This is a genomic window from Bacteroidales bacterium, assembly GCA_029210725.1.
Classification (GTDB): domain Bacteria; phylum Bacteroidota; class Bacteroidia; order Bacteroidales.
Window position 1 is genome coordinate 105,819 of the sequence record JARGFM010000002.1, and the last position, 25,158, is coordinate 130,976.

The 25,158-nt window shown below is 47.5% G+C and carries 21 protein-coding genes; 5 read left to right on the forward strand and 16 right to left on the reverse strand.

From position 1 onward, the window contains the following. Nucleotides 1–13: 13 nt before the first annotated feature. Both P1P86_01750 and P1P86_01755 read right to left on the reverse strand, forming a co-directional pair. Complete coding sequence (locus tag P1P86_01750; protein MDF1573902.1) at nucleotides 14–763, reverse strand: ATP-binding cassette domain-containing protein; 750 nt, start codon at nucleotides 761–763, stop codon at nucleotides 14–16. Beyond that, on the reverse strand, nucleotides 760–1,500 hold the full coding sequence (locus P1P86_01755) for an ABC transporter permease (protein ID MDF1573903.1): 741 nt from the start codon (nucleotides 1,498–1,500) through the stop codon (nucleotides 760–762). The genes P1P86_01750 and P1P86_01755 overlap by 4 nt, the downstream gene beginning before the upstream one ends. A 108-nt stretch (nucleotides 1,501–1,608) precedes the next feature. On the opposite strand from P1P86_01755, the gene P1P86_01760 reads away from it, so the two are divergent. Next, nucleotides 1,609–2,703 carry a mannose-1-phosphate guanylyltransferase gene (locus tag P1P86_01760; GenBank protein ID MDF1573904.1) on the forward strand — a complete coding sequence of 365 codons (1,095 nt, stop codon included), beginning with the start codon at nucleotides 1,609–1,611 and terminating at the stop codon, nucleotides 2,701–2,703. A gap of 33 nt (nucleotides 2,704–2,736) precedes the next feature. Here P1P86_01760 and gldN read toward each other — a convergent pair whose 3' ends face one another. The 7 genes from gldN to topA all read right to left on the reverse strand — a co-directional run bounded on the left by gldN (nucleotide 2,737) and on the right by topA (nucleotide 12,303). Further along, entirely contained in the window at nucleotides 2,737–3,639 is a 903-nt protein-coding gene (gldN, locus tag P1P86_01765; GenBank protein ID MDF1573905.1) for a gliding motility protein GldN, read from the reverse strand. 1 nt (nucleotide 3,640) lies between these two features. Continuing rightward, nucleotides 3,641–5,218 carry a gliding motility protein GldM gene (gene gldM, locus P1P86_01770; GenBank protein MDF1573906.1) on the reverse strand — a complete coding sequence of 526 codons (1,578 nt, stop codon included), beginning with the start codon at nucleotides 5,216–5,218 and terminating at the stop codon, nucleotides 3,641–3,643. A 19-nt stretch (nucleotides 5,219–5,237) separates the two neighbouring features. Further along, entirely contained in the window at nucleotides 5,238–6,200 is a 963-nt protein-coding gene (gldL, locus tag P1P86_01775; protein ID MDF1573907.1) for a gliding motility protein GldL, read from the reverse strand. A gap of 16 nt (nucleotides 6,201–6,216) precedes the next feature. Then, nucleotides 6,217–7,602 carry an SUMF1/EgtB/PvdO family nonheme iron enzyme gene (locus P1P86_01780; protein ID MDF1573908.1) on the reverse strand — a complete coding sequence of 462 codons (1,386 nt, stop codon included), beginning with the start codon at nucleotides 7,600–7,602 and terminating at the stop codon, nucleotides 6,217–6,219. A gap of 82 nt (nucleotides 7,603–7,684) precedes the next feature. Then, nucleotides 7,685–8,629 carry a type IX secretion system membrane protein PorP/SprF gene (locus P1P86_01785; protein MDF1573909.1) on the reverse strand — a complete coding sequence of 315 codons (945 nt, stop codon included), beginning with the start codon at nucleotides 8,627–8,629 and terminating at the stop codon, nucleotides 7,685–7,687. Nucleotides 8,630–8,801: 172 nt separating this feature from the next. Continuing rightward, the gene (locus P1P86_01790; GenBank protein MDF1573910.1) at nucleotides 8,802–9,977 is read right to left on the reverse strand and encodes a formimidoylglutamase; all 1,176 of its coding nucleotides are present in this window, start codon (nucleotides 9,975–9,977) and stop codon (nucleotides 8,802–8,804) included. A 10-nt stretch (nucleotides 9,978–9,987) separates the two neighbouring features. Next, nucleotides 9,988–12,303 carry a type I DNA topoisomerase gene (gene topA, locus P1P86_01795; protein MDF1573911.1) on the reverse strand — a complete coding sequence of 772 codons (2,316 nt, stop codon included), beginning with the start codon at nucleotides 12,301–12,303 and terminating at the stop codon, nucleotides 9,988–9,990. Between the two features lie 81 nt (nucleotides 12,304–12,384). On the opposite strand from topA, the gene P1P86_01800 reads away from it, so the two are divergent. Further along, nucleotides 12,385–14,778 (forward strand): transglycosylase domain-containing protein, encoded by a 2,394-nt coding sequence (locus P1P86_01800; GenBank protein MDF1573912.1) that lies wholly within the window; start codon nucleotides 12,385–12,387, stop codon nucleotides 14,776–14,778. Between the two features lie 6 nt (nucleotides 14,779–14,784). Here the strand turns inward: P1P86_01800 and radA are convergent, their stop codons facing one another. The 5 genes from radA to panC are packed head-to-tail and all read right to left on the reverse strand — an operon-like array spanning nucleotide 14,785 to nucleotide 18,884. Beyond that, a complete protein-coding gene (gene radA, locus P1P86_01805; protein MDF1573913.1) occupies nucleotides 14,785–16,143 on the reverse strand; it encodes a DNA repair protein RadA in 1,359 nt (452 codons plus the stop codon). After that, nucleotides 16,144–16,632: a D-glycero-beta-D-manno-heptose 1-phosphate adenylyltransferase gene (rfaE2, locus tag P1P86_01810; GenBank protein MDF1573914.1), complete on the reverse strand. Its 489-nt coding sequence runs from the start codon at nucleotides 16,630–16,632 to the stop codon at nucleotides 16,144–16,146. Nucleotide 16,633: 1 nt separating this feature from the next. Further along, a complete protein-coding gene (locus tag P1P86_01815; GenBank protein MDF1573915.1) occupies nucleotides 16,634–17,659 on the reverse strand; it encodes a lysylphosphatidylglycerol synthase transmembrane domain-containing protein in 1,026 nt (341 codons plus the stop codon). Nucleotides 17,660–17,667: 8 nt separating this feature from the next. Next, complete coding sequence (locus P1P86_01820; protein MDF1573916.1) at nucleotides 17,668–18,018, reverse strand: aspartate 1-decarboxylase; 351 nt, start codon at nucleotides 18,016–18,018, stop codon at nucleotides 17,668–17,670. 23 nt (nucleotides 18,019–18,041) lie between these two features. Next, nucleotides 18,042–18,884 (reverse strand): pantoate--beta-alanine ligase, encoded by an 843-nt coding sequence (gene panC / locus P1P86_01825; GenBank protein MDF1573917.1) that lies wholly within the window; start codon nucleotides 18,882–18,884, stop codon nucleotides 18,042–18,044. An 85-nt stretch (nucleotides 18,885–18,969) separates the two neighbouring features. Here panC and P1P86_01830 point away from each other — a divergent pair, with 85 nt between their 5' ends. The 3 genes from P1P86_01830 to glmS are packed head-to-tail and all read left to right on the forward strand — an operon-like array spanning nucleotide 18,970 to nucleotide 23,041. Further along, nucleotides 18,970–19,779: a glycogen/starch synthase gene (locus P1P86_01830; protein ID MDF1573918.1), complete on the forward strand. Its 810-nt coding sequence runs from the start codon at nucleotides 18,970–18,972 to the stop codon at nucleotides 19,777–19,779. Between the two features lie 13 nt (nucleotides 19,780–19,792). Next, a complete protein-coding gene (locus P1P86_01835) occupies nucleotides 19,793–21,163 on the forward strand; it encodes a DUF4270 family protein (protein MDF1573919.1) in 1,371 nt (456 codons plus the stop codon). Nucleotides 21,164–21,205: 42 nt separating this feature from the next. Then, complete coding sequence (gene glmS, locus P1P86_01840) at nucleotides 21,206–23,041, forward strand: glutamine--fructose-6-phosphate transaminase (isomerizing) (GenBank protein ID MDF1573920.1); 1,836 nt, start codon at nucleotides 21,206–21,208, stop codon at nucleotides 23,039–23,041. Nucleotides 23,042–23,067: 26 nt separating this feature from the next. Here the strand turns inward: glmS and rfbB are convergent, their stop codons facing one another. Then, nucleotides 23,068–24,117 carry a dTDP-glucose 4,6-dehydratase gene (gene rfbB, locus P1P86_01845; protein MDF1573921.1) on the reverse strand — a complete coding sequence of 350 codons (1,050 nt, stop codon included), beginning with the start codon at nucleotides 24,115–24,117 and terminating at the stop codon, nucleotides 23,068–23,070. Continuing rightward, complete coding sequence (galE, locus tag P1P86_01850; GenBank protein ID MDF1573922.1) at nucleotides 24,114–25,148, reverse strand: UDP-glucose 4-epimerase GalE; 1,035 nt, start codon at nucleotides 25,146–25,148, stop codon at nucleotides 24,114–24,116. Before galE ends, rfbB begins: the two co-directional genes overlap by 4 nt. Nucleotides 25,149–25,158 lie beyond the last annotated feature (10 nt).

Here is a 25,158-nt window from a genome sequence, read left to right on the forward strand (position 1 = left end):
CTCCGGAATATGGCTAAGATCTCTTGATCTGCTTGGCCATATTGGTAGCAAAAACAAAATTGTTAAGTGCTTCATTATCTGTCTGCAGAATCTCCTTTCTGGAACCCTCCCAGCAAAGACATCCTTTGTAGATAAATATGACCTTATCACCGATCTCCAGAACCGAATTCATATCATGTGAATTTACGATGGTGGTCATCTGAAACTCTTCGGTTAGTTCCTTGATCAGGTTATCGATGACAATCCCGGTTTCAGGGTCCAGTCCCGAATTGGGTTCATCGCAAAGCAGATACCTGGGATTTAGAGTAATGGCGCGGGCAATAGCGACCCTTTTTTTCATCCCGCCGCTTAGTTCGGCGGGATACAATCCGTTGGAACCCGTTACTCTTACCCTTTCCAGGCAGAAATTGGCCCGGTCCAATTTCTCACTTCTGCTCTGTTGGGTGAACATATCGAGAGGAAAGAGAACATTCTCCTGCACAGTCAGGGAATCGAACAGGGCTGCTCCCTGAAAAAGGACTCCCATCTCTTTCCGGATAATTTGTCTGGATTGGATATCCAGGTGGCTGAATTTCTGTTGATTGTACCAGATCTCTCCCTCATCCACTTCAATCAGGCCGGCAATGGATTTCAGGAGTACAGTTTTCCCTGAACCACTTCGGCCAATGATGAGGTTACATTTCCCTTGTTCGAACCTGGCACTCACATTATTGAGCACATACTCCCCGTCATATTTTTTATACAGGCCTTTGACCTCAATCATGAAAGTATGGTTCTGGTTAGAATCAGGTTTGCAAGCAGAATCAGGATACTGCTCTGAACAACGGCCCGGGTACTGGCCCTTCCCACCTCTACGGCTCCGCCTTTCACATGATAGCCAAAATAGGAGGAAACAGAAGTGATAATAATGGCATAGAATACTGTTTTTGTAAGAGCGTAGCTTATATAATAGGGGTAGAAGGCATACTGAATGCCATAAATATAATCGTTTGCGGGCATTACTCCTCCCAGGATACATGAAAGATAGCCTCCGAAGAGGCCAACCATGATACTGAGCAGGCATAATATGGGGAAGAAGAGTACGGCGGCAATTATCCTGGGAAGAATCAGGTAGGAGGCTGAATTTATACCCATCACTTCCAGAGCATCAATTTGTTCGGTTATCCGCATCATTCCCAGTTCGGAAGCAATACTTGAACCCACTTTCCCGGCCAGGATCAGTGCTACCATGGTGGAGGAAAATTCAAGCAGAAGAGAATCCCTTACGGTCACTCCTACCAGGTACTTGGGGAGGAGAGGATTCTCAATGTTGAAATTGGTTTGAATAGTAATCACGGCCCCCACAAAAAGGGAGATGACCACCACGATGGGAAAGGAGTTGATGCCCACCTTTTCTATCTCCCTCATTGTTTGGCGATACAGGATCGAGTGTTTTTCAGGCCGGCTAAAGGTCCTTACCATCAGATTAAAGTAAGATCCGATATTTGAAAGCAATTTCATGCACTCATGACAATTTCATGTAATATATTAATTATTGTATAAAACATCCCGGAGTGTATGGACGATTCCTTAAAAAGCGACTATATTTAATGTAAATCGATTCAAAGCATGGATAAGAATTACTATTGTATCATAATGGCGGGGGGTATTGGCAGCCGTTTCTGGCCCTTAAGTAAAACAGAACGGCCCAAGCAATTCCTGGATATTCTCGGGACCGGGCGAACCCTGCTGCAACAAACTTACGACCGCTTTCTCCGGATTATGCCTGCCGATCATATTTTTGTAGTCAGTAACCTGGAATACCAGGAGATCATTGCCGGTCAGCTCCCTGAATTACCAGAAGAGAATATACTCCTGGAACCCTTACGTCGCAACACGGCTCCATGCATTGATTATGCCAATTTCAGGATTTCCAGGAAAGATCCCAATGCCAGAATTGTGGTAGCACCTTCCGATCACCTGATTATGAAGGAGGACGTATTTCTTCAATCCGTGAAGCAGGGACTTGAGTTTGTATCCTCCAATGATGCATTGCTGACCCTGGGAATCGTTCCCAGCAGGCCGGAAACCGGTTACGGATATATCCAGTCGGTAGAGAAGCAGGTAAAGGGATATGAGACCCTGGCTCTGAGAAAGGTGAAAACCTTCACCGAAAAACCGGATCTGAAACTGGCCCGGGTATTTCTGGACAGTGGCGACTTTTACTGGAATGCCGGTATCTTTTTCTGGTCACTGGAGACCATTATGGACTCTTTCCAGATGTTTCTTCCGGAGGTTCATTCCCTGTTCAAGGAGGGTGAAGAGCTGTATGGGACAGAGAATGAAAAAGGTTTTATCCATGAAACCTATGGGAAGTGCCGGAATATCAGTATCGATTATGGAATTATGGAGAAAGCCGATAATGTTTATGTGTTGATTTCTGATTTTGGATGGTCGGATCTGGGTACCTGGGGATCCCTGTATGAACAGCTGCAAAAGGATGAGAATGAGAATTCAGTAACAGGCAAGCATGTCTTTATGTACGAATCCACCGGAACCCTGGTGAATGTCCAGGATGATATGCTGGTAGTCCTGCAGGGCCTGCAGGACTATATAGTCGTACAAAATGAGAAAATCATCCTGGTATGTAAGCGTGAAGATGAACAGAAGATCAAACAGTACCTGACCGATATCAAGACGGAAATCGGGGATGGCATGATTTAACTCCGTATACTCCTGTGCGGGGAGAGTCAATCCCTAGTATTCCCAGAGGTCATGTTCCATAATGAACAGGTCATTCTTGATCCGTTCAGCTTCAAGCAGAACATCCTGCCCCAGCTTATAGTCGGTTAGCATACGGTTTCCAAATACGTTGGATTCGGCAATAATGGTGCTAGAGAACCGACGTTGCATAAAAAGGTCGTCAAATGACATGGCCTGGGCATCGTTCTTCGGATTGTAAACCGAATGAGTGGCAAACAGCCTGCGGCATTGCGGGAAATGTACCACGAAAGGGATCATAGGTCTCGGGGAAGGCAAGGGCTGGTTGAATTCGTCAAAGTACTCATAAAAAACCGGTGCCAGAGCCACAATTCGGACATTCATGGTGGAATGTTGCTTATCGAAATACCATTGCTCCTGAAGCTGGATTTGCAGGATATTGCTGGTACCCTGACCGACCCTTTCAAAATTGCCTTCATTGTCATAAATGGTATCACCACCTGAGCGGCGATATATCTCTTCCAGATTGGTGACAATGGAGAAGGGATCTTTCCAGCCGGCTATCACATTGAACTCATAAGGAGTAATCTCCTCAGATTTGATACCCTCCATCAGGAGTCCAAAGAGGCTGTACCTCTCGCCATCGCTCATGGTTCCCTCCAGGGGATATCGCAAGGGCATGTTTTGCCGGTGCCTCAGGTCAATGGTTCTCCAGACGTCCTTGGCCCAGGCCACGTCTGCTTCGCGAATGTAGCTGTAGGGCACAGGTTTCTTTTCAGGAATAATGGTTTCCGCTTTGTATACATCCGTGGACGGAGTATAGGCGGTGATTACCGGTGCATTTCCCGGAGTGACGGATGTATTGACATTCTGGGCGCTTAAGGACGTGGTCCATATGGCCAGAGTAGCTGCTCCAATGATATACCTTCTTGCCTTCATATTATCGAACTGTTATGGTAATACTATTGAGATTTCTAATGACACCGTCGGGCCCGGAAGCCTTGATTTTTTCAATCATAACCCGCTGACCGGATCTGAGCTGACGGAATAATTCTTTCTGCTGAGAAGTGAAACGATCGTTAGAGGAGGGCATGGAACTCCAGATTCCTCCGGAACCCATGAAAGCGACCTCAAAGGATTCAACTTTGTAGTCCACTTCGAAAACAAAGTCTTTGGCTTCAGCCCTCACATTTTGTAATTGAGAGAGTCTTCCAACGGTAAGTGCTCCGGAGGAACCCGGAATGCCTTCCACAACCGCATCCGGCTTGGGAAGATCGTAAACCCTGAAATCTGCGCGGCTCATGAGTTTTCTCTGACCCTGGATATTGGCAAATACGCTTACTGTGGCTTTATCGGATCCAACGCCGGGTTTTACTTCGTAGGTACCGGAACCTACCCGTTTGATATTCCCGGATGAGATTTGAGCTACAACATCTCTCTCAGCAACACCACCCACGGAAATTTCAACCGGGTTTGGGATTCCCCGGTAGAATACATTCATTCCTGTGGCTGATACAGTCGCATTGGATTCGGCTACCTCAAATTCAGCATAAAAGGGTTTGCTGGTAACCTGACCATCCTTTTCAACGGAGATGACCCCGCCCCATTTTTTAATTCCAATGCTGTTATAGGATACTTCGTAAATTCCCTTTCCACCTTGTGTTTCCAGGATAGTGCCGTTTTCCAGTTTTACCTCGGGAATATTGGTTGAATCATAAGCTGCAAGAAACACCTCTGCCTGGTAGGGCACTCCTTTAAAGACATAATTTGATTTGGCAATAACCACAGGCTCAATGACATTTACCTTGAAGTCACCCGCATCCACCTGCCCCAACAGAAAGTTTAGCATCTCAGCTTCGACGTTCCGGACATCGCCCTGCATCTTGGATAACAAAGTAATCACGGATGCCAGCGGCAGATGTTCAAAATAGGTGGACTCCCAGGTGGGCGTTTCTCCTTTTTTCTTATTGTGATACATGGTTTCCGGAACCTCTGTACTAAGGATACTCTCCACCGCTTCCACTGTGGTGGTGTAGGTTTCCTTATCTTCTACCATGGTCAGCAGAAACCCCCGGTACTCTTCAATCTTATTTTTGAGTTCGATCCCCCGCTTGTTTACCAGCATAATTTCTGCGGGGAAGTTGGTGTCATCCTTGGAATCAACATCGGCCAGATGCACTTCTCCATCATGTATGGCTTCTTCATCTTTCTTCGAGACGATCTCAATCTTACACAGATTAAGGAATTCGTAGAGCTCATTAGACATTTCCCTGACCTCTTCGGCTCTGGTTTTCCAGTCACCCACTTTTTCCGGGTTCTGTTCGAAGGCTATGTTGAATTTGTCATACAGTCCTTCGTTCTTGGCGGCAAAATTCTGAGTGGTGGTAGTAAGGCCTCCGTCAACCAGGGTAAATGCATCCAGCACCTCCTTTGATACATTCAGTGCCAGCATTGCTGTCAGCACCAAATACATCATGCCGATCATTTTTTGTCTCGGTGTTTCTTTACCGTGTGCCATAGAGCAGGATTAAATATTATTACTTTTTTCTAATGCTCATGGCTGTGAGCATATTACCGTAAACATTGTTTAGTTCAGAAAGACTCTCGCTGAGTTTTACTATCTCATTTTTGTATTTCTGTGTCTCCTCAACGGAGGCCTTCAGGTTGGTGATCATCTCATTCAATCCGCTGTAGACGCCGGCAGTTCCCTGCAGGTGTTCCTTACTTCCCTTCACCTGATCCGTGTAGGAGAGGTTCAGTTCTGCCAGATTTTTATTCAGCGCTTCAAGCTGTTGGTTAAATTGTTTCTGACTTTGTGAAATGTTGGAATGCTCCTGCTTTACTTCACCCGACATGGCTTCGTAAGTCGCTGTCAGATTTGCACTGGAAGAGGCAAATTTGTCAGCAATATCTTTGCCTTTTGTATCGATAAGACTGGCTGTATTTTTATAGGACTCAGCCAGGGTGTTTACAGATTCATTCAGCACACCCGTATTGGTGCCGTAAGCCGTAGCCACACTGTCCATGTTCTGGGCGGCATGGCCCATCTTGTCAAAATACTCCTTGGTGGCCAGGGAAGCACTGGTGATATCCCCGATGGACTCCGTGGTGGCAGAGATGGTGTTCAGGTGCTTACCAAGGCTTCTCACATCCTCTGCATTTATCTGGGATTGCTGGAACAGCTCGTCAAACTTTTGCAGCCCCACATTCCGGTCTGCAATAGCCTGCTCTTTAAATTCATCAATTTCATCCGGATCTGACATGCCGGCCAATTCCGGGTATACCAGGGTCCAGTCCAGTTCTTCATGGAGGGGTTCAAAGGCAGAGAAAAAGAAGATGATCGCCTCGATAAGAAGTCCTGACGTCAGTGCCGCACCTGCTCCAGGCCAGTGCTGGATCTTAAAGAGAGCTCCAATAATTACGATAGAGGCTCCAAAACCATATAATTTAGCGGTAAAGCTCTTCCAGCCCGAACTTTGAACTAATTCTGTAATTCCCATTATAGATAGTATTTAATTATTGATCACCTAAATATGAACGTACACACCTGAAACCGATGTATGATTTGGTAGTATCCTGATATTCAAAATCACGGGTACTTACCTGCAGATAACGGGCAACGTCTTTCCAGGATCCGCCCCTGACCACCTTCCGCTTCATCACAGGAGGATCATCCGGCGTGGCTTCGTAATTATAATAGGGGTTCAAATCGTGAGAAAACACATAGGCTGAAGGATCATAGGCAGTTATGGTCCATTCGGCCACATTACCAGCCATATCGTAGAGTCCGAATTCATTGGGTACCCCATAAAAGGCTACCCTTGAAGGATACATGGAGCCATCATCTGTATAATTGCCGCGCAGGGGCTTAAAGTTGGCAATGAAGCAACCCAGCTTGTTCCTGAGATATACTCCGCCCCAAGGATACATGCTGTGATCCAGACCACCTCTGGCCGCATATTCCCACTCGGCCTCAATCGGTAAGCGGTAGTCCTGTACAATAGACTGCCCGCTGTTTATAAGCGACTGGTTCAGATAGTTGGTTCTCCAGATGCAGAAAGACTTGGCCTGTTTCCAGTTGACTCCAACCACCGGGTAATTGTCATACGAAGGGGAAGAAAAATAGAGGTTGGTCATGGGTTCATTAAAGGAGTATGTAAAGTCCTTCACCCAGACCAGTGTATCCGGGTATACGAGAACCCAGTCCCTGTTAACAAATGAAGAACGCCCGGTAATCTCTTCCTGCTCTCCGTTGGGACGGGTAATGGTTCCCCCGTACTGTACAACCGGCTCTGCATTGTTCCCCGAATACTCAAGGCGGAATCCGTTGGCCGGATTAGCTGCCTGAACGCGGTCGATCCAGTAATAGTTATAAATAAGCTTGGTTGGATTGATCTCCCTGAAATAGAGCGACAGGCGATCCTCTCCTGAATAATAAATCCCCAGGTCATCAATGATCTGTTGAATATTTCCCTCTTTATCCTTGGAAGGATCAAGCGGTGTTTCCCAGTCAATGACAGGATCCCCGTTGGCATCCTCAAAGGGCTGATCATCCCTGTCTTTAAGGATGAAGTCGTCAATCCCGTTCAAGGCAAGCTCTTTCCGGATAATGGAATCACGAACCCAGTATACAAACTGACGGTATTCGTTGTTGGTGATTTCTGTTTCGTCCATCCAGAAAGCATCAACTGCCACAGTTCTGGCCGTGGTATTCTGGGTCCAGGTGACATCCTGATCACTGACACCCATGACAAATGATCCCATGGGGACCGCCACCATTCCAAACGGATCAGGTTCAGCATAAGCTTTTCTACCTTCAACTCCGACCAATTCACCGGTATTGTATGAACCACAACCGCCGATGAAGATCGCAATAACAACTAAAATCCCTATACGTTTCATAGCATATCGCTTATAAGATGCAAACCAAACTTTATACGTACTGTTTTTTAAAAAAAACATCCTAATATAGATAATTAATTATTTACAAAAATCTAATACTCTTATACTTTTGAGGACTCTTATCAACACTGAGATCGAAGCAATACCGAACTGTTATTTCATGTGATCCGCTGTTGTATTTCAGAAGTGGTGAAAGTTCAAAATCATAGGAATATCCGATCTTGATTCCATTCATCATTTCAATTCCAAACAGTGCAGTCAGGGCCCCCCCCACTGAATAGGAAACTCCACCCCAGAACCTTTTATTGTATCTAAGGTTGGTATTCAGATAGATATGGTTGGATCTGAGGTCGCTCTGAACCATCAGTGAAGGCATAATCTCAAACATCGGATTGGCAAGCTGAATGTTGTATCCTGCCATCAGATAGTAGTGTCTGATCAGTTTTGTTTCAGCCACATCTTCCGGATAATCAAAAGAGGTCTGGTTCAGATGTGTGGTTGAAACACCCACATATAAATTGTCTGTATTGTAAAATGCTCCGAGCCCCATATCAAAACCGAAAACGCTCCCACCGCTTTGTGGAATCGCCGGATCCCCTTCTGCAGGAGTCATAATCCCGTCGCCATCATCCCATTCCGGCGTAAGTGCCTGGTTGGCAAGGCCCACATTGGCCCCGATTCCCAGACTTCCCTGTCCCAGGTCGATCCGGAAGGCATAGCTGAGGCTAAAATTGAAATCATTGTTAAAGGCCAGATTGTCATTCATCAGGCTCAGTCCTATTCCATGAGTCCTTCCAAGGAGACTGACTGGCATATCGGCTGTAAAAGCAGTGGTAATCGGGGCATCTGGAAGCCCTGTCCACTGATTGCGGAAGGCAGCTGCCAGACAGATTTTATCTGAGCTTCCTGCGGCACCGGGATTGTAAAATGGAGAAAGGAACATATTCTGGCTGAATTTAGGGTCCTGCTGAGACAGAACATTCAGTGAAACAGTTCCTAAAACAAATATATAAACCAATCTCTTCATCTTCCGCTTAACTCAATTCAGGGCTTCTTTTCTTGGCTTTTTAGCTAGGTTAAAATAAACAAAAATAGTTATGGTTCACAAACTTTATTAATACCAGAATGTTAATAAACTCAGGAGTTTCAGATCATTTTATGAATCTGATTCACCCCTACTCAAATAAGTAAACGTGAGTTCATTCCTTTTCATTACCCAATCTGTTCAAAAAACGCCACCAGCGGTCAGGAATCTCCTGATTACAGGCTTGCTGGTAATCTTCATACGAGCAAGAGACAAAAAAGTTATAGCCTGTGGCAGGATTCTTTACAGGAATTTCCATCCACCACCTTTCAGAAAGGGTGCTTTTATGGAAGATAATATCGTGTCCGGCGGCATTCAGGGTAACAATAAACTTCTTTATATGCTCCGGAGTATCCACCGGATTTTCGCGGATACGATGAGTCAGCCCCTCCAGGAAGTACCAGGCAGCCTGCGCGGCCAGGTGAGCCGTCTGGTCATTCATGTCCGATGATGGATTTAGTTCGAAGAAGCCGAGTATATTGGCCCGTTCACTCAGTCCTGCATATCTGGTAATCTGACAAATTTCATCTCCGAAAAAACCGTTGGGAGAAGGGATAGAGGCTCCCGGAGCATCGGCATGTCTGACAGCTCCCATGTCAATTCCGATAAATACACAATCCCGTATCAAAGGCTCAGCCTGTTTGATTTCTTTCCGGGCTTCTCCCAGGCGGATGCTTTCCAGGTACGATTTCTCCAGTACCTGGAGTTGGGTTTCAGTCACAAAGCACGCCTGATGCCCCAGGTTTGTGAGACTAAACTGGTTCAATCCGGAAGAATAGACAATGTGATTCAGGTAATTGCGGGAATTCAGGAGATCATCTTTCTGAGAGAAGTCAAGCATGGAGTCGATGGTAAGAATCTGATGGGGGCCCACCTGTTTTTCAAGGGCCAGGAAGACTCCGCGGCTCAGGTCCTGCGATCCTCCGAATATAAGTGTGGTGATATCCCGTTCCCCGAGCTCAAGGAGAACATCCCGGAGCGCAAAATAAGTATCGTTTACTGATCCCCCGTTTTTTATATTACCCAGGTCATAAATTTTCAGGTTTCTTTCAATTTTTCTAAGCTGGTATAGCTTGCTGCGTATATGATTTGGGGCATCCTTGCTTCCCTTGATGAAGCCCTTGGTATCCACCGGGATACCTACCAGGGCAACCTGATGCTTATCCAGTTCCCGTATGGGATGTTCCGGAGTATGAACCGATATATGGTGACTAAATGCCTCCTTGTTTTCCAGGTATTCGAATTCCGGCCTTTCCAGGCTTACTGGGTCGAAATATCCATTCAGGTCCATGAGCTGCAGTTTAAGTGTTTCGCTTTTTACTAAGGGAGTCTGCCTTTTCAATAATTTCTTTGCATTCCTGAAGGCTCAGTTCTTCAGGTTTCCTGTTTTTGGGAATCCGGTAGTTTTTCTTATTGAAGGAGATATAGGGGCCGTAGCGGCCATTCAGAATCAGCAGGCCCGGTTCTTCATCAAATTGTCTGATGTTCCTGTTCTCCTCCCGGGCACGCTTCTCCATGATGATTTTTATGGCGCGTTCTTGTTCAATGGCAAAAGGGTCATCCGTATTTGCCAGGCTGTAAAACTTTGATTTATGTCGGACATAAGGACCGTATTTCCCCACTCCAATGACAAGATCCTCGTCTTCAAACTGGCCCAGGGTGCGGGGCAGCCTGAAAAGATCAAGAGCCTCTTCCAGGCTAATGGTTTCCAGACTCTGTCCTTTTAAAAGGCTGGCAAACCTGGGTTTCTCCTCATCGCTGGCTTCTCCAATCTGGGCAATGGGTCCGAAGCGCCCGATTTTTACACTAACCGGCTTTCCTGTCTGTGGATCTTCTCCAAGGATCTTCTCGCCTTTTGACTTTTCCGAAGTTTGAGTGGCTGAATCTACCCGCTCATGGAAGGGCTTGTAGAAGCGTTCGATCATACTGGGCCAGTCCTTATTCCCCTCTGCAATTTCATCAAACTCCTCTTCCACGGAAGCCGTGAAATTAAAATTCATGATGTTCTGAAAGTTCTGTTCCAGGAAATCGTTCACAATCATCCCAATATCAGTGGGAAACAGTTTGGCTTTCTCATACCCATACTTTTCCTTGATAAATTTCCGGGAAAGCTTCTCCCCTTTCAGAATCAACTGCAGCATCTCTCGTTCAAGGCCCTGGCGATCCTCTTTTACCACGTATTCCCTTTGCTGGACGGTGGATATGGTCGGCGCATAGGTGGAGGGCCGGCCTATTCCCAGTTCTTCCATCTTTTTTACCAGGCTGGCTTCTGTATACCTGGCGGGTTGCATGCTTGTTTTTTCGCTGGCCTCAATGATCTCGCGGCTCAGTTTATCCTCTTTTTTAACAGGAGGAAGCAGTCCTTTGGCTTCCTCTTCCTGCTCATCATCGGTAGATTCCATATAGACTTTCAGAAAACCATCGAATATGAGGACCTCCCCGGTGGCAATAAAATGTTCAGGGGCCTCAGAGATTGATATGGAAATAGTGGTCTTTTCCAGCCGTGCTTCACTCATTTGCGAGGCCAGGGTCCTTTTCCAGATAAGCTCATAAAGCCTTTGTTCGGTCCTGTTGCCTTCAATGTTGGATTGATCCATATAGGTGGGCCTGATGGCTTCGTGAGCCTCCTGTGCGCCTTTGGACTTTGTAGTAAAATTTCTGGAGTGCAGATATTTTTCCCCAAAAGCCTCCTTGATCTTTCCGGCCGCAGTTCCCATCGCCAGTTTGGACAGGTTGACCGAGTCGGTCCTCATATAGGTGATCTTTCCCGATTCATAGAGCCGCTGCGCCACAGACATGGTCTGGTTTACGGAAAATCCTAGTTTACGACTGGCTTCCTGCTGCAGCGTTGAAGTGGTAAAAGGTGGTGCAGGACTTTTCTTCAACGGTTTTTTCTCCACACTATTCACAGTAAAGTCGCTGGTCAGGCACTTCGTCAGGAAGGTTTCGGCCTCCTCCCGTTTATCGAACCGTTTTGAAAGTTCAGCTTTAAGCTGGGCCTGTCCTTCATGGCCATTAGTGACGGAAAATACTCCGGTAACGCGGAAGTATTTTTTGGCTTTAAACTTCTGTATTTCCCTTTCCTTTTCAACAATCAGCTTAACAGCCACAGACTGCACCCTTCCGGCTGAGAGAGAGGGCTTTACTTTTTTCCACAGCAGCGGGGAAAGTTCAAATCCAACCAGACGGTCAAGCACTCTTCTGGCCTGCTGTGCATTCACCAGGTGATTGTCTATGTGGCGGGGATTTTCAAGGGCATCCAGAATGGCGTTTTTTGTAATTTCATGAAAAACGATTCTCCGGGTCTTTTCTTTGTCCAGCTCCAGCTCCTCACTCAGGTGCCAGGCAATGGCTTCTCCTTCGCGGTCTTCATCCGTGGCCAGCCATACCATCTCGGATTTTTTGGCCAGGCTCTTAAGTTCACTGACTATTTTTTTCTTGTCGGGCGGAACAATATACTGCGGGGTAAAACCGCCATCCACATCTATTCCGAGATTTTTCTTGGCCAGATCCCGGATGTGACCAAAACTGGATTTGACGGTATATTTTTCCCCCAGGAACCTTTCAATGGTTTTTGCCTTGGCAGGCGACTCTACGATTACAAGATTTTCTATCATTTTTCGGTGATTCCTTCGTTAAGCAATTGAAACACAAAATAACTTAATAATTACTACTTTTGACCCAAAATTGAGCTGGCCATGGATAATAAACCCGGCAAAACTACAAAATATTTAATCATCCTCTGGAGTCTTTACACTCTTGGACTGCTATTGTTCATTATCATTATGGTTTTGATAGGGCATGGAAAACTGGGTTTTATGCCCGATTTTGCCCGGCTCGAAAATCCGCAGACCAATCTGGCATCCGAACTGATAACCGAAGATGGCGAGGTACTGGGAGTCTATTTTATTGAGAACCGCTCGTATGTGGATTATGAGGAGCTGGCCCCCCACCTGGTGGATGCACTTGTAGCCACGGAGGATGTTAGGCACTACAGGCACTCCGGGATTGATCTGCGCAGCCTGGTGCGTGTGGCAATTAAATCGGTTCTGCTGGGTCAGGATGAAGGCGGTGGCAGCACCATCTCCCAGCAGCTGGCAAAGAACCTGTTTCCCAGGGATACTACCGTGAACAAAACAAAGCTTGGGAAAGCCAGTCACCTGGCCATTAATAAATTCAAAGAGTGGAACACGGGGGTGAGGCTTGAACGGGCCTATACCAAGAACGAGATACTGACCATGTATCTGAATACGGTTCCTTTCGGGGGTGAGTCTATTGTGGGAATCAAATCGGCAGCCCGGACCTTCTTCAATACGACTCCGGACTCGCTGAGCATTGATCAGGCTGCCATCCTGATAGGTATGCTGAAGGCTCCCACTGCCTATAATCCCAGGATAAATCCTGAACGCTCCCTGAACAGAAGAAATACAGTTATCAGCCAGATGGTGAAATACGGAAGTCTTTCCCGGGAGGAAGCCGACTCGGTGAAGCAGATTCCCATCAGCGTGGATTATAACCTGTCCAGTCACCTTACCGGACATGGCAAGCATTTCAGGATCTTCCTGACTAAATTTATGAACAGCTCCAAACCGACTCCGCCAGGCCGAAGCGCCGGAATATTATCCTGGGAACGGTACCGGAGGGATTCCTTGCGCTGGGCCGATGACAAGCTTTATGGCTGGATCAATAAGTTTTATAAGCCCGATGGCACGCAATATGATTTGTACCGCGACGGACTCCGGATTTATACCACCATTAATTACAGGATGCAGCAATACGCAGAGGAGGCTGTAGAAGCGCAACTGAAGGATTATCTGCAACCTGAGTTTTTTAAGGAGAAGAAGGGAAGGCCCAACGCTCCCTTTGCAGATATCACGCAGGAGGAGAGCAGGCTCATCCTGAATCGTGCTGTCAGGCAAACCGACCGTTACAGGACGATGATTAGCGCCGGGGTTCCCATGGACTCCATTATGATGTCTTTTAATGAGCCGGTTGGGATGGAGCTCTTCTCCTGGAACGGCCTGATCGATACGGTACTGACACCTATGGATTCTATCCGGTATATGAAGCATATCCTGAGGGCCGGATTTATGGCGATGGACCCTGCCGATGGATCGGTAAAAGCTTTTGTAGGGGGGCATAATTACCGGTATTTCCAGTACGAGCACGTTTACCAGGGCCGCCGTCAGGTCGGGTCTACCATAAAACCTTTTTTATACCTGCTGGCCATGCAGGAGGGTTATTCTCCCTGCGATATGATTCCCCTGGTAGCTACCACATTTCCGAATATTATTGATAATAAGGACACCACCTACACCCCGACGGCCCCCGGACGCAATGTCTTTGCCGGGAAGATGGTGAGCCTGAAATGGGGTCTGGCCAATTCCCATAACTGGGTGTCTGCCTGGCTGTTTAAGAATTTCAATCCAAAAAATGTGATCGACCTCATGCGCAAAATGGGGGTCACCTCCTATATTGACCCGGTGCCGAGTATGATCTATGGTCCGTCCGATATCTCCCTGGAGGAGATGGTGGGAGCTTTCAATACTTTTTCCAATGGAGGCGTGTATGTGAGTCCTGTGTATGTCACCCGCATTGAGGACCGTTACGGGAATGTCATTTCCTCATTTCATCCGGTTGAAGAGGAAGCCATCAGCCAGGAGACGGCCTATCTGATGCTTTCCCTGTTAAGAAATGTGGTGGATATGACCGGCAGGTACATGGGGGAGTTCTATTCGGGGACTGCCAACCGCTTGCGCTGGCGTTACGAATTTACGGGCGAACTGGCCGGAAAAACAGGGACCACCCAGAATCAGAGTGATGGCTGGTATATCGGACTGGCTCCAAAGCTGACCGCTGCTGCCTGGGTCGGGGGAGAGGACCGTTCCATTCATTTTGATGACCTGACCATGGGATCGGGAACCAATATGGCGCTGCCTATTTATGGGGAATTTCTAAAGCGGGTTTATGCCGATTCAACCCTGGGCATTACCATGGAGGATGATTTTATAAGGCCCCTGGACTTTTTTGTGGATATGAATTGTCCCGACATTATGGAGACACGGGGCAGCAGTACTAACGACAACTTCTGATCAGGCTTATCCAAAAAGCAGTCCGGGCAGATCCTGAACTCTGTTTACTTCGACAATTTTAATGCCGAACCGGACCGGATCGATCCGTTTCCGGTTAAATGCCGGCATCAGGATTCTTTTCAAACCCAGTTTATCCGCTTCGCCCAGGCGTTGCTCGATGCGGTTTACAGGGCGTATTTCTCCCGACAGTCCAATCTCACCGGCAAAACAGCTGGTGGGATCAACGGGGATATCCACGGTGGAGGAGAGAATTGCTGCCACCACGGCCAGGTCGATGGCAGGATCATCCACCCGGAGGCCGCCCGCAATATTGATATATACATCTTTACTGGCCAGTTTAAAACTGGCCCGTTTTTCAAGAACTGCCAGTAACATGCTCAGGCGGCGGGTATCAAATCCGGTGGAGCTTCGCTGCGGTGTTCCGTATACGGCCGAACTCACCAGGGCCTGAACCTCAATCAGAATGGGCCGGATGCCTTCCACATTGGCTGCAATGGCAGATCCGCTCAGATCAGGAGGTTGCTGGTTAATCAGAAGTTCCGAAGGATTAAGAATCTCCCGGAGTCCCTCTCCGGTCATTTCAAAGACCCCGATTTCTGAGGTGGAACCAAAACGGTTCTTTATAGAGCGCAGAATCCGGTACAAATGATGCGTGTCCCCTTCAAATTGCAGTACGGTGTCGACGATATGCTCCAGGACCTTGGGACCTGCTATGCTGCCATCTTTTGTTATATGACCAATCAGGATCACCGGCATATGGCTCTCCTTGGAGAGTCGTAAAAGCCTGGCGGCACACTCTCTGACCTGTGAAATAGTTCCCGGAGCCGATTCATTGTCCTCGGAATAGAGGGTCTGAATGGAATCAATAATCAGCAGTTCCGGACCGGCCTGCTTCACCTGGTTCATGATAGCCTGCAGACTGGTTTCGGCAAGTATCTGGCAATTTCCGTTTCCGCCTCCGAGCCTGTCGGCTCTTAATTTGATTTGTTGCGGACTCTCCTCACCGGATATATAAAGAATTTGTTTGTTTATCTGAAGGGCTACCTGAAGAGCCAGGGTGGATTTTCCAATACCCGGTTCTCCGCCGATCAGAACCATGGATCCGGGAACGATCCCCCCACCCAAAACCCGGTTAAACTCTCCGTTTCCCAGGTCAATACGGGCAAGAGGAGCAGAAGCCACTTCCTCCAGTTTCTGAGGCACGGCATACTCGCCTCTTTCAGATATGCCGGAACGTACAGGGCCTTTGTGAATTTTATGTTCCACATAGGTGTTCCATTCTCCGCAGGCATTGCACCGGCCGATCCATTTGGCCGATTCCGCACCACAATTCTGGCATAGGTACACCGATTTGATCTTAGCCATTTACTGCTTATTATTGCCTATAATTGCACTACTTGAATAACCTTCCAGAAGAGGAATGGTTTCCACTCTGCCTCCCCGGGCGATTACTTCCCGGTACCCAACAATATCCTCTAACTTATAGTCGCCCCCCTTGACCAGGATATCGGGTTCAAGCCTGGTAATCAGATTCAGGGGAGTTTCCTCCTCAAAGGGAATGATGTAGTCCACGAAAGCAAGCGCGCCGAGGACCTCTGCCCGGGCATTCAGGTTGTTGACTGGCCGGCCGGGTCCTTTCAGTAACGTAACCGATGAATCACTGTTCAGTCCCACAACAAGCAGATCGCCCAGTTCGCGCGCCCTGGAAAGATAGTAGACATGACCCCGGTGCAAAAGGTCAAAACAGCCATTGGTGAAAACCATCCGGTTCGTGTGCCTGAAGGAGGGGGAAAAACGTCTGCCGGCCTCCTCGAGAGAAATAGTTTTCTGTATGATCTCTTCGTAGCTGAGCATTTCAGGATTCGTTTTTGCTTTTAGAAGTTCTTTTCCGGGAGATCATCAAAATGGAATAGGATATGGCTCCCAACAGTATGGTGAGAAGAGAGTTTGATTCATGGGCAAGTATGGCATAGGCACTTCCGGTCTCCAGAGAAAAGCCGTAGACAAACATCAATCCCCGGGAGGTGATCCAGTGGTAGGCCCCAAACCCGGCTGTTACAGGAGCAGACATGCCCAGTCCCCCGATTACCAGCAAAAACATACCATCCGTCAGGCTGAGGCCGGAGAGCTCCTCCAGGGCGAAAACCACCACCCAGGTCATCATGATATAGAGGAACCATATGAGTATAGAGTGAAGTACGAACTCCCATTTACGTTTCATCCGGTAGATGGTCTTCAATCCCTCCAGAAGTCCTTTCAGGATCTTTTTGATTTTTTGAACCAGTGAAAAGCGGGCCAGACTTTTTCTGAAAAGGTAGATCAGCAGGAAAAGAAGGAGGAAGGCAGCTAGGGCCAAAACCCAAAAAACCCAGGTTCCGCCGAAAAGCCCGGTAAACTTTTGTTGCAGAGGGCTCCAGACCTGCTCTCCCAGAAATCCTCCAAACTTATCCATCCAGCTGATCAGCAGGACCAGCATGATCAGTAAGAGCATAATCACGTCAATGACCCTCTCAATGATCACGGTCCCGATCAGTGAATCCACAGGGATCTTCTCTTTTTTTCCCAGGGTGATACACCTGGTAACCTCGCCCAGCCTGGGCAGGGCATAATTGGAGAGGTATCCTACCATCACCGAATGGTAGGTGTTCTTAAAGGATGGTTTAAATCCGAGTGGTTCGATAAGCAGCATCCACCTTCTGGCCCTGCTGAAAAATGAGATACCTGCGAAAATAAGAGAAAGTCCGATCCAGCTGAAGTTAACTCTTTGCAAGGTTCTGGCCAGTTCATCAAATGCCACTCCCCTGAAGGCAAAATAGAGTAGCAGGATTCCAAGTGCCAGAAATCCGGCAATTTTCAGGATTTGAATAAAGGATTTTTTCAAAAGAGGGTTTAATTTAACTTATTGGAGGCGGTATCGGGGAAAATCAGGGCCGGTTTGAAAGATTTTGCCTCTTCGAATTCCATGGATGCATAGGAGATAATAATAATGATGTCACCAACAGCCACCCTTCTGGCGGCAGGGCCGTTCATGCATATTTGCCCCGATCCCCGCTGGCCGGTGATCACATAGGTTTCAAGCCGCTCCCCATTGTTGATGTTTACAACCTGAACCTTCTCATTTTCAACAAGATTGGCTGCATTCATCAGATCTTCATCAATGGTAATACTGCCCACATAGTTCAGGTCCGACTCGGTAACTGTAACCCGGTGTATTTTGGATTTAACTACTTCAATATGCATGACCATCCGTTGACTTCGCAAATTTAATCAAAATTCAGATTATCAATAAGCCTTACGCTACCTATTTGAACAGCCAGGCAAGCCACTTTGTTCACCTTTTCGTCCCATTCCTCAACAGGCATAAGCTCTTTATCTTCAACAATTTCAAAGTATTCCAGCTCCATGAGTGCTTGTGTATTGAACTGCCGGATCACCCATTCCTTCAGTTGAGAAGGAGTGAGGGTATCTGTTTTCTCTTTGGCCTGCACCAGCGTTTCGTATAAAAAGGGTGCCAGTTTTCTCTGCTCTTTACTAAGCCTGACATTTCTGGAACTCATGGCCAGGCCATCTTGTTCCCTGATGATCGGGCAGGGTACGATGCTCAGATCCAGTTTCATGATCTCCACAAGTCTGCGAATGATGACCAGTTGCTGAAAATCCTTCTGCCCGAAATAAGCCCGTTGAGGACGAACCAGGAGAAACAGCTTGCTTACGATCTGAGCCACCCCATTAAAATGACCCTTGCGATACTTGCCCTCCATGACCTTATCCAGATTCCCCAGATCAAATATCTGAGTATCTTCTTCGGGATACATCTCTTTTACCGAGGGAACAAAAACAATGTCAGCTTCCAGCTTGCGAAGCAATTCCAGGTCCTGGTCGAGGGTCCTGGGGTAGCGGTCAAGGTCCGAGGGGTCATTGAACTGGGTAGGATTTACAAAAATACTGACTACTATCTGATCATTTTCACTATTTGCTTTTTCAACGAGGGAGGCATGTCCCTGATGAAGGGCCCCCATGGTTGGAACCAGGCCAATGGCCTTTTGCTCCTGTTGCAGGGAGGCAAGGTGCCTGGTAAGATCGTTTTTGGTTCTGTATACTATCATACAACAGGTGAGTGTACAAAGATAGATAAAAAGGTATCAATTATTTTTAGTAAATTTGCATGATTTCTAATAGAGGCTTGCGAATATGGAGAGTAAAAAGGTATTATTTGTTTCTCAGGAGATTACCCCCTATTTGCCAGAGACTGAACTTTCCTTAATCAGCAGAAAACTTCCCCAGGCCATTCAGGAAACCGGTAAGGAAATCCGGACCTTTATGCCAAAGTACGGAAATATCAATGAAAGAAGGAACCAGTTGCACGAAGTAATCAGGCTGTCGGGAATGAACCTGATTATAGATGATACGGATCACCCGCTGATTATTAAAGTTGCTTCCATACAATCTGCCAGGATGCAGGTATATTTCATAGATAATGAGGAATATTTCCATAGAAAGCATACAGTTGCAGATTCCAGGGGAGTGCATTTTAAGGACAATGATGAGCGCATGATATTTTTTGCCCGCGGAGTGCTGGAGACTGTTCGTAAATTACGCTGGTCGCCCGACCTGGTTCACTGTCATGGCTGGTTTACCTCACTGGTGCCTCTGTATCTGAAGAAAGCTTACCGTGAAGACCCTCTGTTCGCCGATTCAAAGGTGGTCTTCTCCTTTTATGACAATGGATTTGACGGACCTCTGGATAAGTCCTTTTCTAAGAAGATCCTCGTGGACGGAGTTTCTCAGAAACACCTTTCCATGATTAAAGAACCAGGATATGAGAACCTGGCCAACCTGGCCGCCACCTATTCGGATGGTCTGATCCAGGGAAGTGAAAGCCTGCCTGCTAAAGTTGACGAAGTACTGAAAAAATCGGGAAAACCCTATTTGAATTATGCCAGTGAAGAGAAATATGTGGAGGAGTTTTCCGTTTTCTACGACAGTATTATCAACGATTAAGACTTATTTTTGGATGAAGAAGAGAGAATTGCAATTTTTAGCAATCGTTACAGGTTTGATTGGGGCGCTTGTTTCATGCGATATCAGCGATAAAGCTCTTGGTACAGACATTTTGCCTCCGGGCGACAATGTGATAGTCTTTCATGATACCATCTTTGAGATTGATGCCTATTCCTTAAGAGGCAAACCGGTAGTAACTTCGGAAAGCCGTTTATCAGCCACCAGGTTGATGCTTCTGGGTTCGATGGAAGATACCATCATTGGGAGATCGACAGCCTCAATTGTCACTCAGTTTAACACGTCTCCCACCTATCAGGTGGCTGAAAATCTGGAGATTGATTCTCTGTTCCTGGCCCTCTATTTTTATGATTTTCTTGGAGATAAAGAGCAGGGCATTACGCTGTCGGTTTATGAGTTTACCGAGCGGCTTCTTATCGATACCACCTACTACTCCGATTACGGGATGGAGGGCTTATATAATCCGGTTCCACTGGTGCAGACGACCATTACTCCTGAAGATGACCAGACCTATGAACTGCTTATTGAAGACCAGGAGTTTTTAGATAAATTTCTGGCCATTCAATCGGATACCAACTATTTCTACAACGACTCCGTCTTCAAGGATTATTTTAACGGTTTTTATATCACGGCGGAACCCGTATCTTCTGAAGGGACCATGGGCAGGATACAGCTTTCCAGTGCCCTGTCGAGGCTGACTATGAAGTATGCCAATGATTCCACCGATGTGGACTCCACTGCCGAGCGCGATTTTGCCTATGCTCATTTCACCATCGATCAATTCAGCGCTCAAAAGATCAATTTGTTTGAACATGAGTATAGCGGCACTTTTCTTGACGAGATTATTGATGACCGGGATGCAGCCTCGCCCTATATGTATGTACAGGGCATGGCTGGCGTAAATACCCGCTTCTCTTTTGCCGGTCTCCAGGAATGGATGGATCAGAGCCCGTTGATTATCAACAGTGCCACCCTGGTCTTTGATGTGGTCCCGGAGGAAGAGAGTGGTATTTTGTATGAGGATCTGCCCGACAGATTGATGATCGGGACCATCCTGGATGATGATTCCTATGAACCCATTTACGATTATCAAATATTGATAAGCAACGATCCAAACCAGGTAGCCAGCAGGTTTGGCGGGTATAAAAAGGCCGAGTCTGAAGGCCTGTTCAGCGACACCACCTATACGTACCGTTTTAACATGGGACTGCACTTTCAGGCCATGGTGGATGGAGCAAAACCGGAAAATGATTTTATCCTCCAGTTACATGATGGCCTGGCCAATCCGAAATTTTCCAAGCTATGGAGTAACCTTCCTGCCAATGAAAGACGTATAAGGTTAGAAATCGTCTACCTGAAGCTTTAAGTATTAAAGCGCGGGTCTTTATTGTTTTAAACTATCATATTTATGTGTGGGATTGTTGGTTACATCGGAAACCGGGATGCATACCCGATACTTATAAAGGGCCTTAAGAGACTTGAATACCGCGGGTATGATTCTGCCGGAGTGGCCCTGCTAAACGGTGATACGGCTATCTATAAAAAGAAAGGCAAGGTAAACGATCTGGAAGATTTTGTGAGGGGGAAAGAGACGAAAAGCACGGTCGGAATCGGACATACCCGATGGGCCACCCATGGCGAGCCCAACGATTTGAATGCGCATCCGCACCACTCTGAGAAGGGGCTCTTTACCATTATACATAACGGAATTATTGAGAACTACTCGGTATTGAAAAAGACCCTGATGGACCAGGGGATGAAGTTCTACAGCGAAACCGATACAGAGGTGCTTGCCAATCTGATAGAGTTTATATATACCACGCAGAATGTGAGCGTTGAAGTGGCTGTCAGCCTGGCCTTACAAAAGGTCGATGGCGCCTATGGACTGGTGGTCCTCTCCAGGGAGGATCCCAACCTGATGATTGCAGCCCGGCGCAGTAGTCCCCTGGTAATCGGTCTGGGCAGCAATGAGTATTTTATCGCTTCCGATGCCTCTCCCATTGTGGAGTATACCGATCGGGTGATCTACCTGAACAATAATGATATTGCCCTGATCAGAAGAGACGAACTGGTTCTTAAGAATCTGGTCAGCGATGCCACTCAGGTAAATATTAAAACCCTGGATATGGGGATCTTTGAGATGGAGAAGCAGGGCTACGAGCACTTCATGCTGAAGGAGATCTTTGAACAGCCCCGGTCGATCATGGATACTTTCAGGGGAAGGATTCAGTTAGAGAGCAATGAGATCAGGCTGGGAGGCTTACTGGATGTTAAGGAGCAACTGGTGAATGCCAGGCGCATCGTGGTTATAGCCTGTGGGACCTCCTGGCATGCCGGATTGGTTGGAGAATACCTGATCGAGGATCTGGCGCGGATTCCGGTGGAGGTGGAGTATGCCTCTGAATTCAGATACCGGAACCCCATGATTGGTCCGGACGATGTGGTCCTGGCCATCAGTCAGAGCGGGGAGACCGCCGATACCCTGGCGGCCATACAACTGGCCAGGGATGCGGGGGCCCTGGTGCTGGGTATCTGTAATGTGGCGGGTTCAAGTATTTCGCGCGAAACACATGCAGGAGTTTATACCCATGCAGGAATCGAAATAGGGGTCGCCTCCACCAAGGCATTTACGGCACAGGTGACCGTGCTCACCATGATGGCAATTATGATCGGCAAGGAGAAAGGCCTGCTTACGGACCAGCGTTTCAGACAACTCCTCAGGGAGTTAAGTAATATTCCCGGGAAGATTGAGAAGATCCTGGAACTGAATGAAGAGTTCAAACGCATTGCAGAGATTTATAAAGATGCTACCAATGCGCTGTATCTGGGTCGCGGAGTCTCTTTTCCCGTGGCCCTGGAGGGGGCACTTAAGCTAAAAGAGATTTCTTACATACATGCAGAAGGCTATCCGGCGGCAGAGATGAAGCATGGTCCCATTGCCCTGATCGATGAGAATATGCCGGTGGTTTTTATTGCCACGAGAGATGGTTCATACGAAAAAATTGTCAGCAATATCCAGGAAGTAAAAGCGAGGAACGGTGTGGTCATCGCCATTGTCACCGAAGGAGATACCATTATCAGGGAGATGGCCGATCATGTGATCGAAATTCCGGAAACCGATGAATCCCTGGTGTCGCTGACCGCTGTGGTTCCCCTGCAGTTAATTGCCTATCATATCGCCCTGATGCGGGGATGTAATGTGGACCAGCCCAGGAACCTGGCTAAATCAGTAACGGTGGAATAGCCGGGCGTTCTGGCCGGAACTCAGGATCATCTCTTTTCATACTGCGACCTGTAGTAGGACTGATAGGCCCCGGAAGTGACATGTTCCATCCATTTGCTGTTCCGGAGGTACCAGTCCACCGTTAGCGCCAGTCCCTGTTCAAAGGTAAGTGAGGGTTTCCAGTTCAGCTCCTCCTGAATTCTTGTACTGTCGATGGCATACCGCAGATCGTGTCCGGCCCTGTCTTTCACGAAGCTAATGAGCTTCTCCGAGCTGCCCGGGGCTCTTCCCAGCTTCTCATCCACGATCCGGCAGAGCAGCCTGATCAGGTCGATGTTCTTCCACTCGTTCAGTCCCCCGATATTATAGGTACGCCCATTACTGCCTTTCCGGAAAATAAGTTCGATGGCCGCGGCATGATCTTCCACATAGAGCCAGTCCCGGATGTTTTCGCCCTTCCCGTAGATCGGGATAGGCTTTTTGTTCAATATATGATGAATGGCCAGCGGAATCAGTTTCTCGGGGAACTGATTGGGACCGTAATTGTTGGAGCAGTTGGAGAGTACAACCGGGAGGCCGTATGTATGATAATACGCCCGGACCAGGTGGTCTGAGCTCGCCTTGGAAGCCGAATACGGACTGCGGGGATCATAGGCGCTCTCTTCTGTAAAAAGGCCATCCGGGCCTAGGCTCCCGTAAACCTCATCGGTAGAGATGTGGTAGAAACGCTTACCCTCGAAACTGGTCCATGCTTTCCGGCAGGCATTCAGCAGGTTCACCGTTCCCACAATATTGGTGTTGATGAATGCCATAGGATCCGCAATGGAACGGTCCACATGGGATTCAGCTGCCAGGTGAATCACCCCATCGATCTCTTCTCTGTCAAAGAGTTTTTCCAGGAAAGCCACATCTGTAATGTCTCCGTGAATAAACTGATAGTTGGGAGCGTTTTCAATATCCTTTAAGTTTTCCAGGTTGCCAGCGTAGGTCAGCCAGTCCAGGTTCAGTATCAGAAGGCCGGGATTATTCGTGATCAGGCGCCTGATCACGTGTGATCCGATAAAACCGGCTCCGCCGGTAATCAGGATGGTTTTCATGTATGTTTGTTTTTTGCTTTTATATTTGACTCCCAAATCCAGGCCGACAGCAGGGTCTCTTCAATCCCTTTCTCAGATTTCCAGCCCAGTTCACGGTTGGCGTAGGAGGTGTCTGCATAGACTTTTTCGATATCTCCTTCCCGGCGATCCACCACCCTGTAGCTAAGCTTTTGTCCTGTGGCCTTTTCGAAGGCATGAATGATTTCAAAAACGGAGAGTCCCCGTCCGGTTCCCAGGTTAAACACTTCGAAAGGGGCTTTTTGCTTATGTTCGAGCAGCCGCCTGATGGCTGTCACATGTGCCCTGGCCAGATCCACCACATTGATATAATCGCGGATAGCCGATCCATCCGGGGTATTGTAATCATCCCCGTATACACTCAGGAATTCCCGGAGTCCGGCAGCAGTCTGTGTAATAAAGGGAACCAGGTTATTGGGCACCCCGATGGGCAATTCTCCGATCAGGCCCGATGGATGTGCCCCGATGGGATTGAAATAACGAAGTGATATGACCCCTTTCCCTGTGACGGAGCGCATGGTATCCTGCAGTATTTCCTCACTGATCTGCTTGGTATTCCCATAGGGCGATCCGGCCTTTTTTATGGGTGTATTTTCTGTGACCGGAAGTTCGTCGGGCTCTCCATACACGGTGCAGGAAGAGGAAAAAACCATATAATCGACAGAAAAGTGCTTCATGGCCTCCAGAAGGTGGATCAGAGACAGCAGATTGTTTTCATAATATTCCAGCGGTTTCTCCACACTTTCACCTACTGCTTTAAAAGCAGCAAAATGGATGATGGCGCTTATATCCGGATGTTTCTCAAACACTCCAAAGGTGGCTTCCCGGTCCCTCAGGTCCACTTCTTCGAAACGGGGCCGTATGCCGGTAATGGATTCGATCCCGTCCAGAACCGACCGTTCGGAGTTGGAGAGATTGTCCACAATCACCACTTCCATTCCTGCTTCCAGCAGTTCCACCACTGTATGGGATCCGATATATCCCGCTCCACCGCTTACAAGAATTTTGGTCATAGACTTGTTT

What these genes read in the sequence shown, in the direction of transcription:
- P1P86_01750 (MDF1573902.1), bottom strand. Translation starts at nt 763, where the DNA reads ATGATTGAGGTCAAAGGCCTGTATAAAAAATATGACGGGGAGTATGTG.
- P1P86_01755 (MDF1573903.1), bottom strand. Translation starts at nt 1,500, where the DNA reads ATGAAATTGCTTTCAAATATCGGATCTTACTTTAATCTGATGGTAAGG.
- P1P86_01760 (MDF1573904.1), top strand. Translation starts at nt 1,609, where the DNA reads ATGGATAAGAATTACTATTGTATCATAATGGCGGGGGGTATTGGCAGC.
- gldN (MDF1573905.1), bottom strand. Translation starts at nt 3,639, where the DNA reads ATGAAGGCAAGAAGGTATATCATTGGAGCAGCTACTCTGGCCATATGG.
- gldM (MDF1573906.1), bottom strand. Translation starts at nt 5,218, where the DNA reads ATGGCACACGGTAAAGAAACACCGAGACAAAAAATGATCGGCATGATG.
- gldL (MDF1573907.1), bottom strand. Translation starts at nt 6,200, where the DNA reads ATGGGAATTACAGAATTAGTTCAAAGTTCGGGCTGGAAGAGCTTTACC.
- P1P86_01780 (MDF1573908.1), bottom strand. Translation starts at nt 7,602, where the DNA reads ATGAAACGTATAGGGATTTTAGTTGTTATTGCGATCTTCATCGGCGGT.
- P1P86_01785 (MDF1573909.1), bottom strand. Translation starts at nt 8,629, where the DNA reads ATGAAGAGATTGGTTTATATATTTGTTTTAGGAACTGTTTCACTGAAT.
- P1P86_01790 (MDF1573910.1), bottom strand. Translation starts at nt 9,977, where the DNA reads ATGGACCTGAATGGATATTTCGACCCAGTAAGCCTGGAAAGGCCGGAA.
- topA (MDF1573911.1), bottom strand. Translation starts at nt 12,303, where the DNA reads ATGATAGAAAATCTTGTAATCGTAGAGTCGCCTGCCAAGGCAAAAACC.
- P1P86_01800 (MDF1573912.1), top strand. Translation starts at nt 12,385, where the DNA reads ATGGATAATAAACCCGGCAAAACTACAAAATATTTAATCATCCTCTGG.
- radA (MDF1573913.1), bottom strand. Translation starts at nt 16,143, where the DNA reads ATGGCTAAGATCAAATCGGTGTACCTATGCCAGAATTGTGGTGCGGAA.
- rfaE2 (MDF1573914.1), bottom strand. Translation starts at nt 16,632, where the DNA reads ATGCTCAGCTACGAAGAGATCATACAGAAAACTATTTCTCTCGAGGAG.
- P1P86_01820 (MDF1573916.1), bottom strand. Translation starts at nt 18,018, where the DNA reads ATGCATATTGAAGTAGTTAAATCCAAAATACACCGGGTTACAGTTACC.
- panC (MDF1573917.1), bottom strand. Translation starts at nt 18,884, where the DNA reads ATGATAGTATACAGAACCAAAAACGATCTTACCAGGCACCTTGCCTCC.
- P1P86_01830 (MDF1573918.1), top strand. Translation starts at nt 18,970, where the DNA reads ATGGAGAGTAAAAAGGTATTATTTGTTTCTCAGGAGATTACCCCCTAT.
- P1P86_01835 (MDF1573919.1), top strand. Translation starts at nt 19,793, where the DNA reads ATGAAGAAGAGAGAATTGCAATTTTTAGCAATCGTTACAGGTTTGATT.
- glmS (MDF1573920.1), top strand. Translation starts at nt 21,206, where the DNA reads ATGTGTGGGATTGTTGGTTACATCGGAAACCGGGATGCATACCCGATA.
- rfbB (MDF1573921.1), bottom strand. Translation starts at nt 24,117, where the DNA reads ATGAAAACCATCCTGATTACCGGCGGAGCCGGTTTTATCGGATCACAC.
- galE (MDF1573922.1), bottom strand. Translation starts at nt 25,148, where the DNA reads ATGACCAAAATTCTTGTAAGCGGTGGAGCGGGATATATCGGATCCCAT.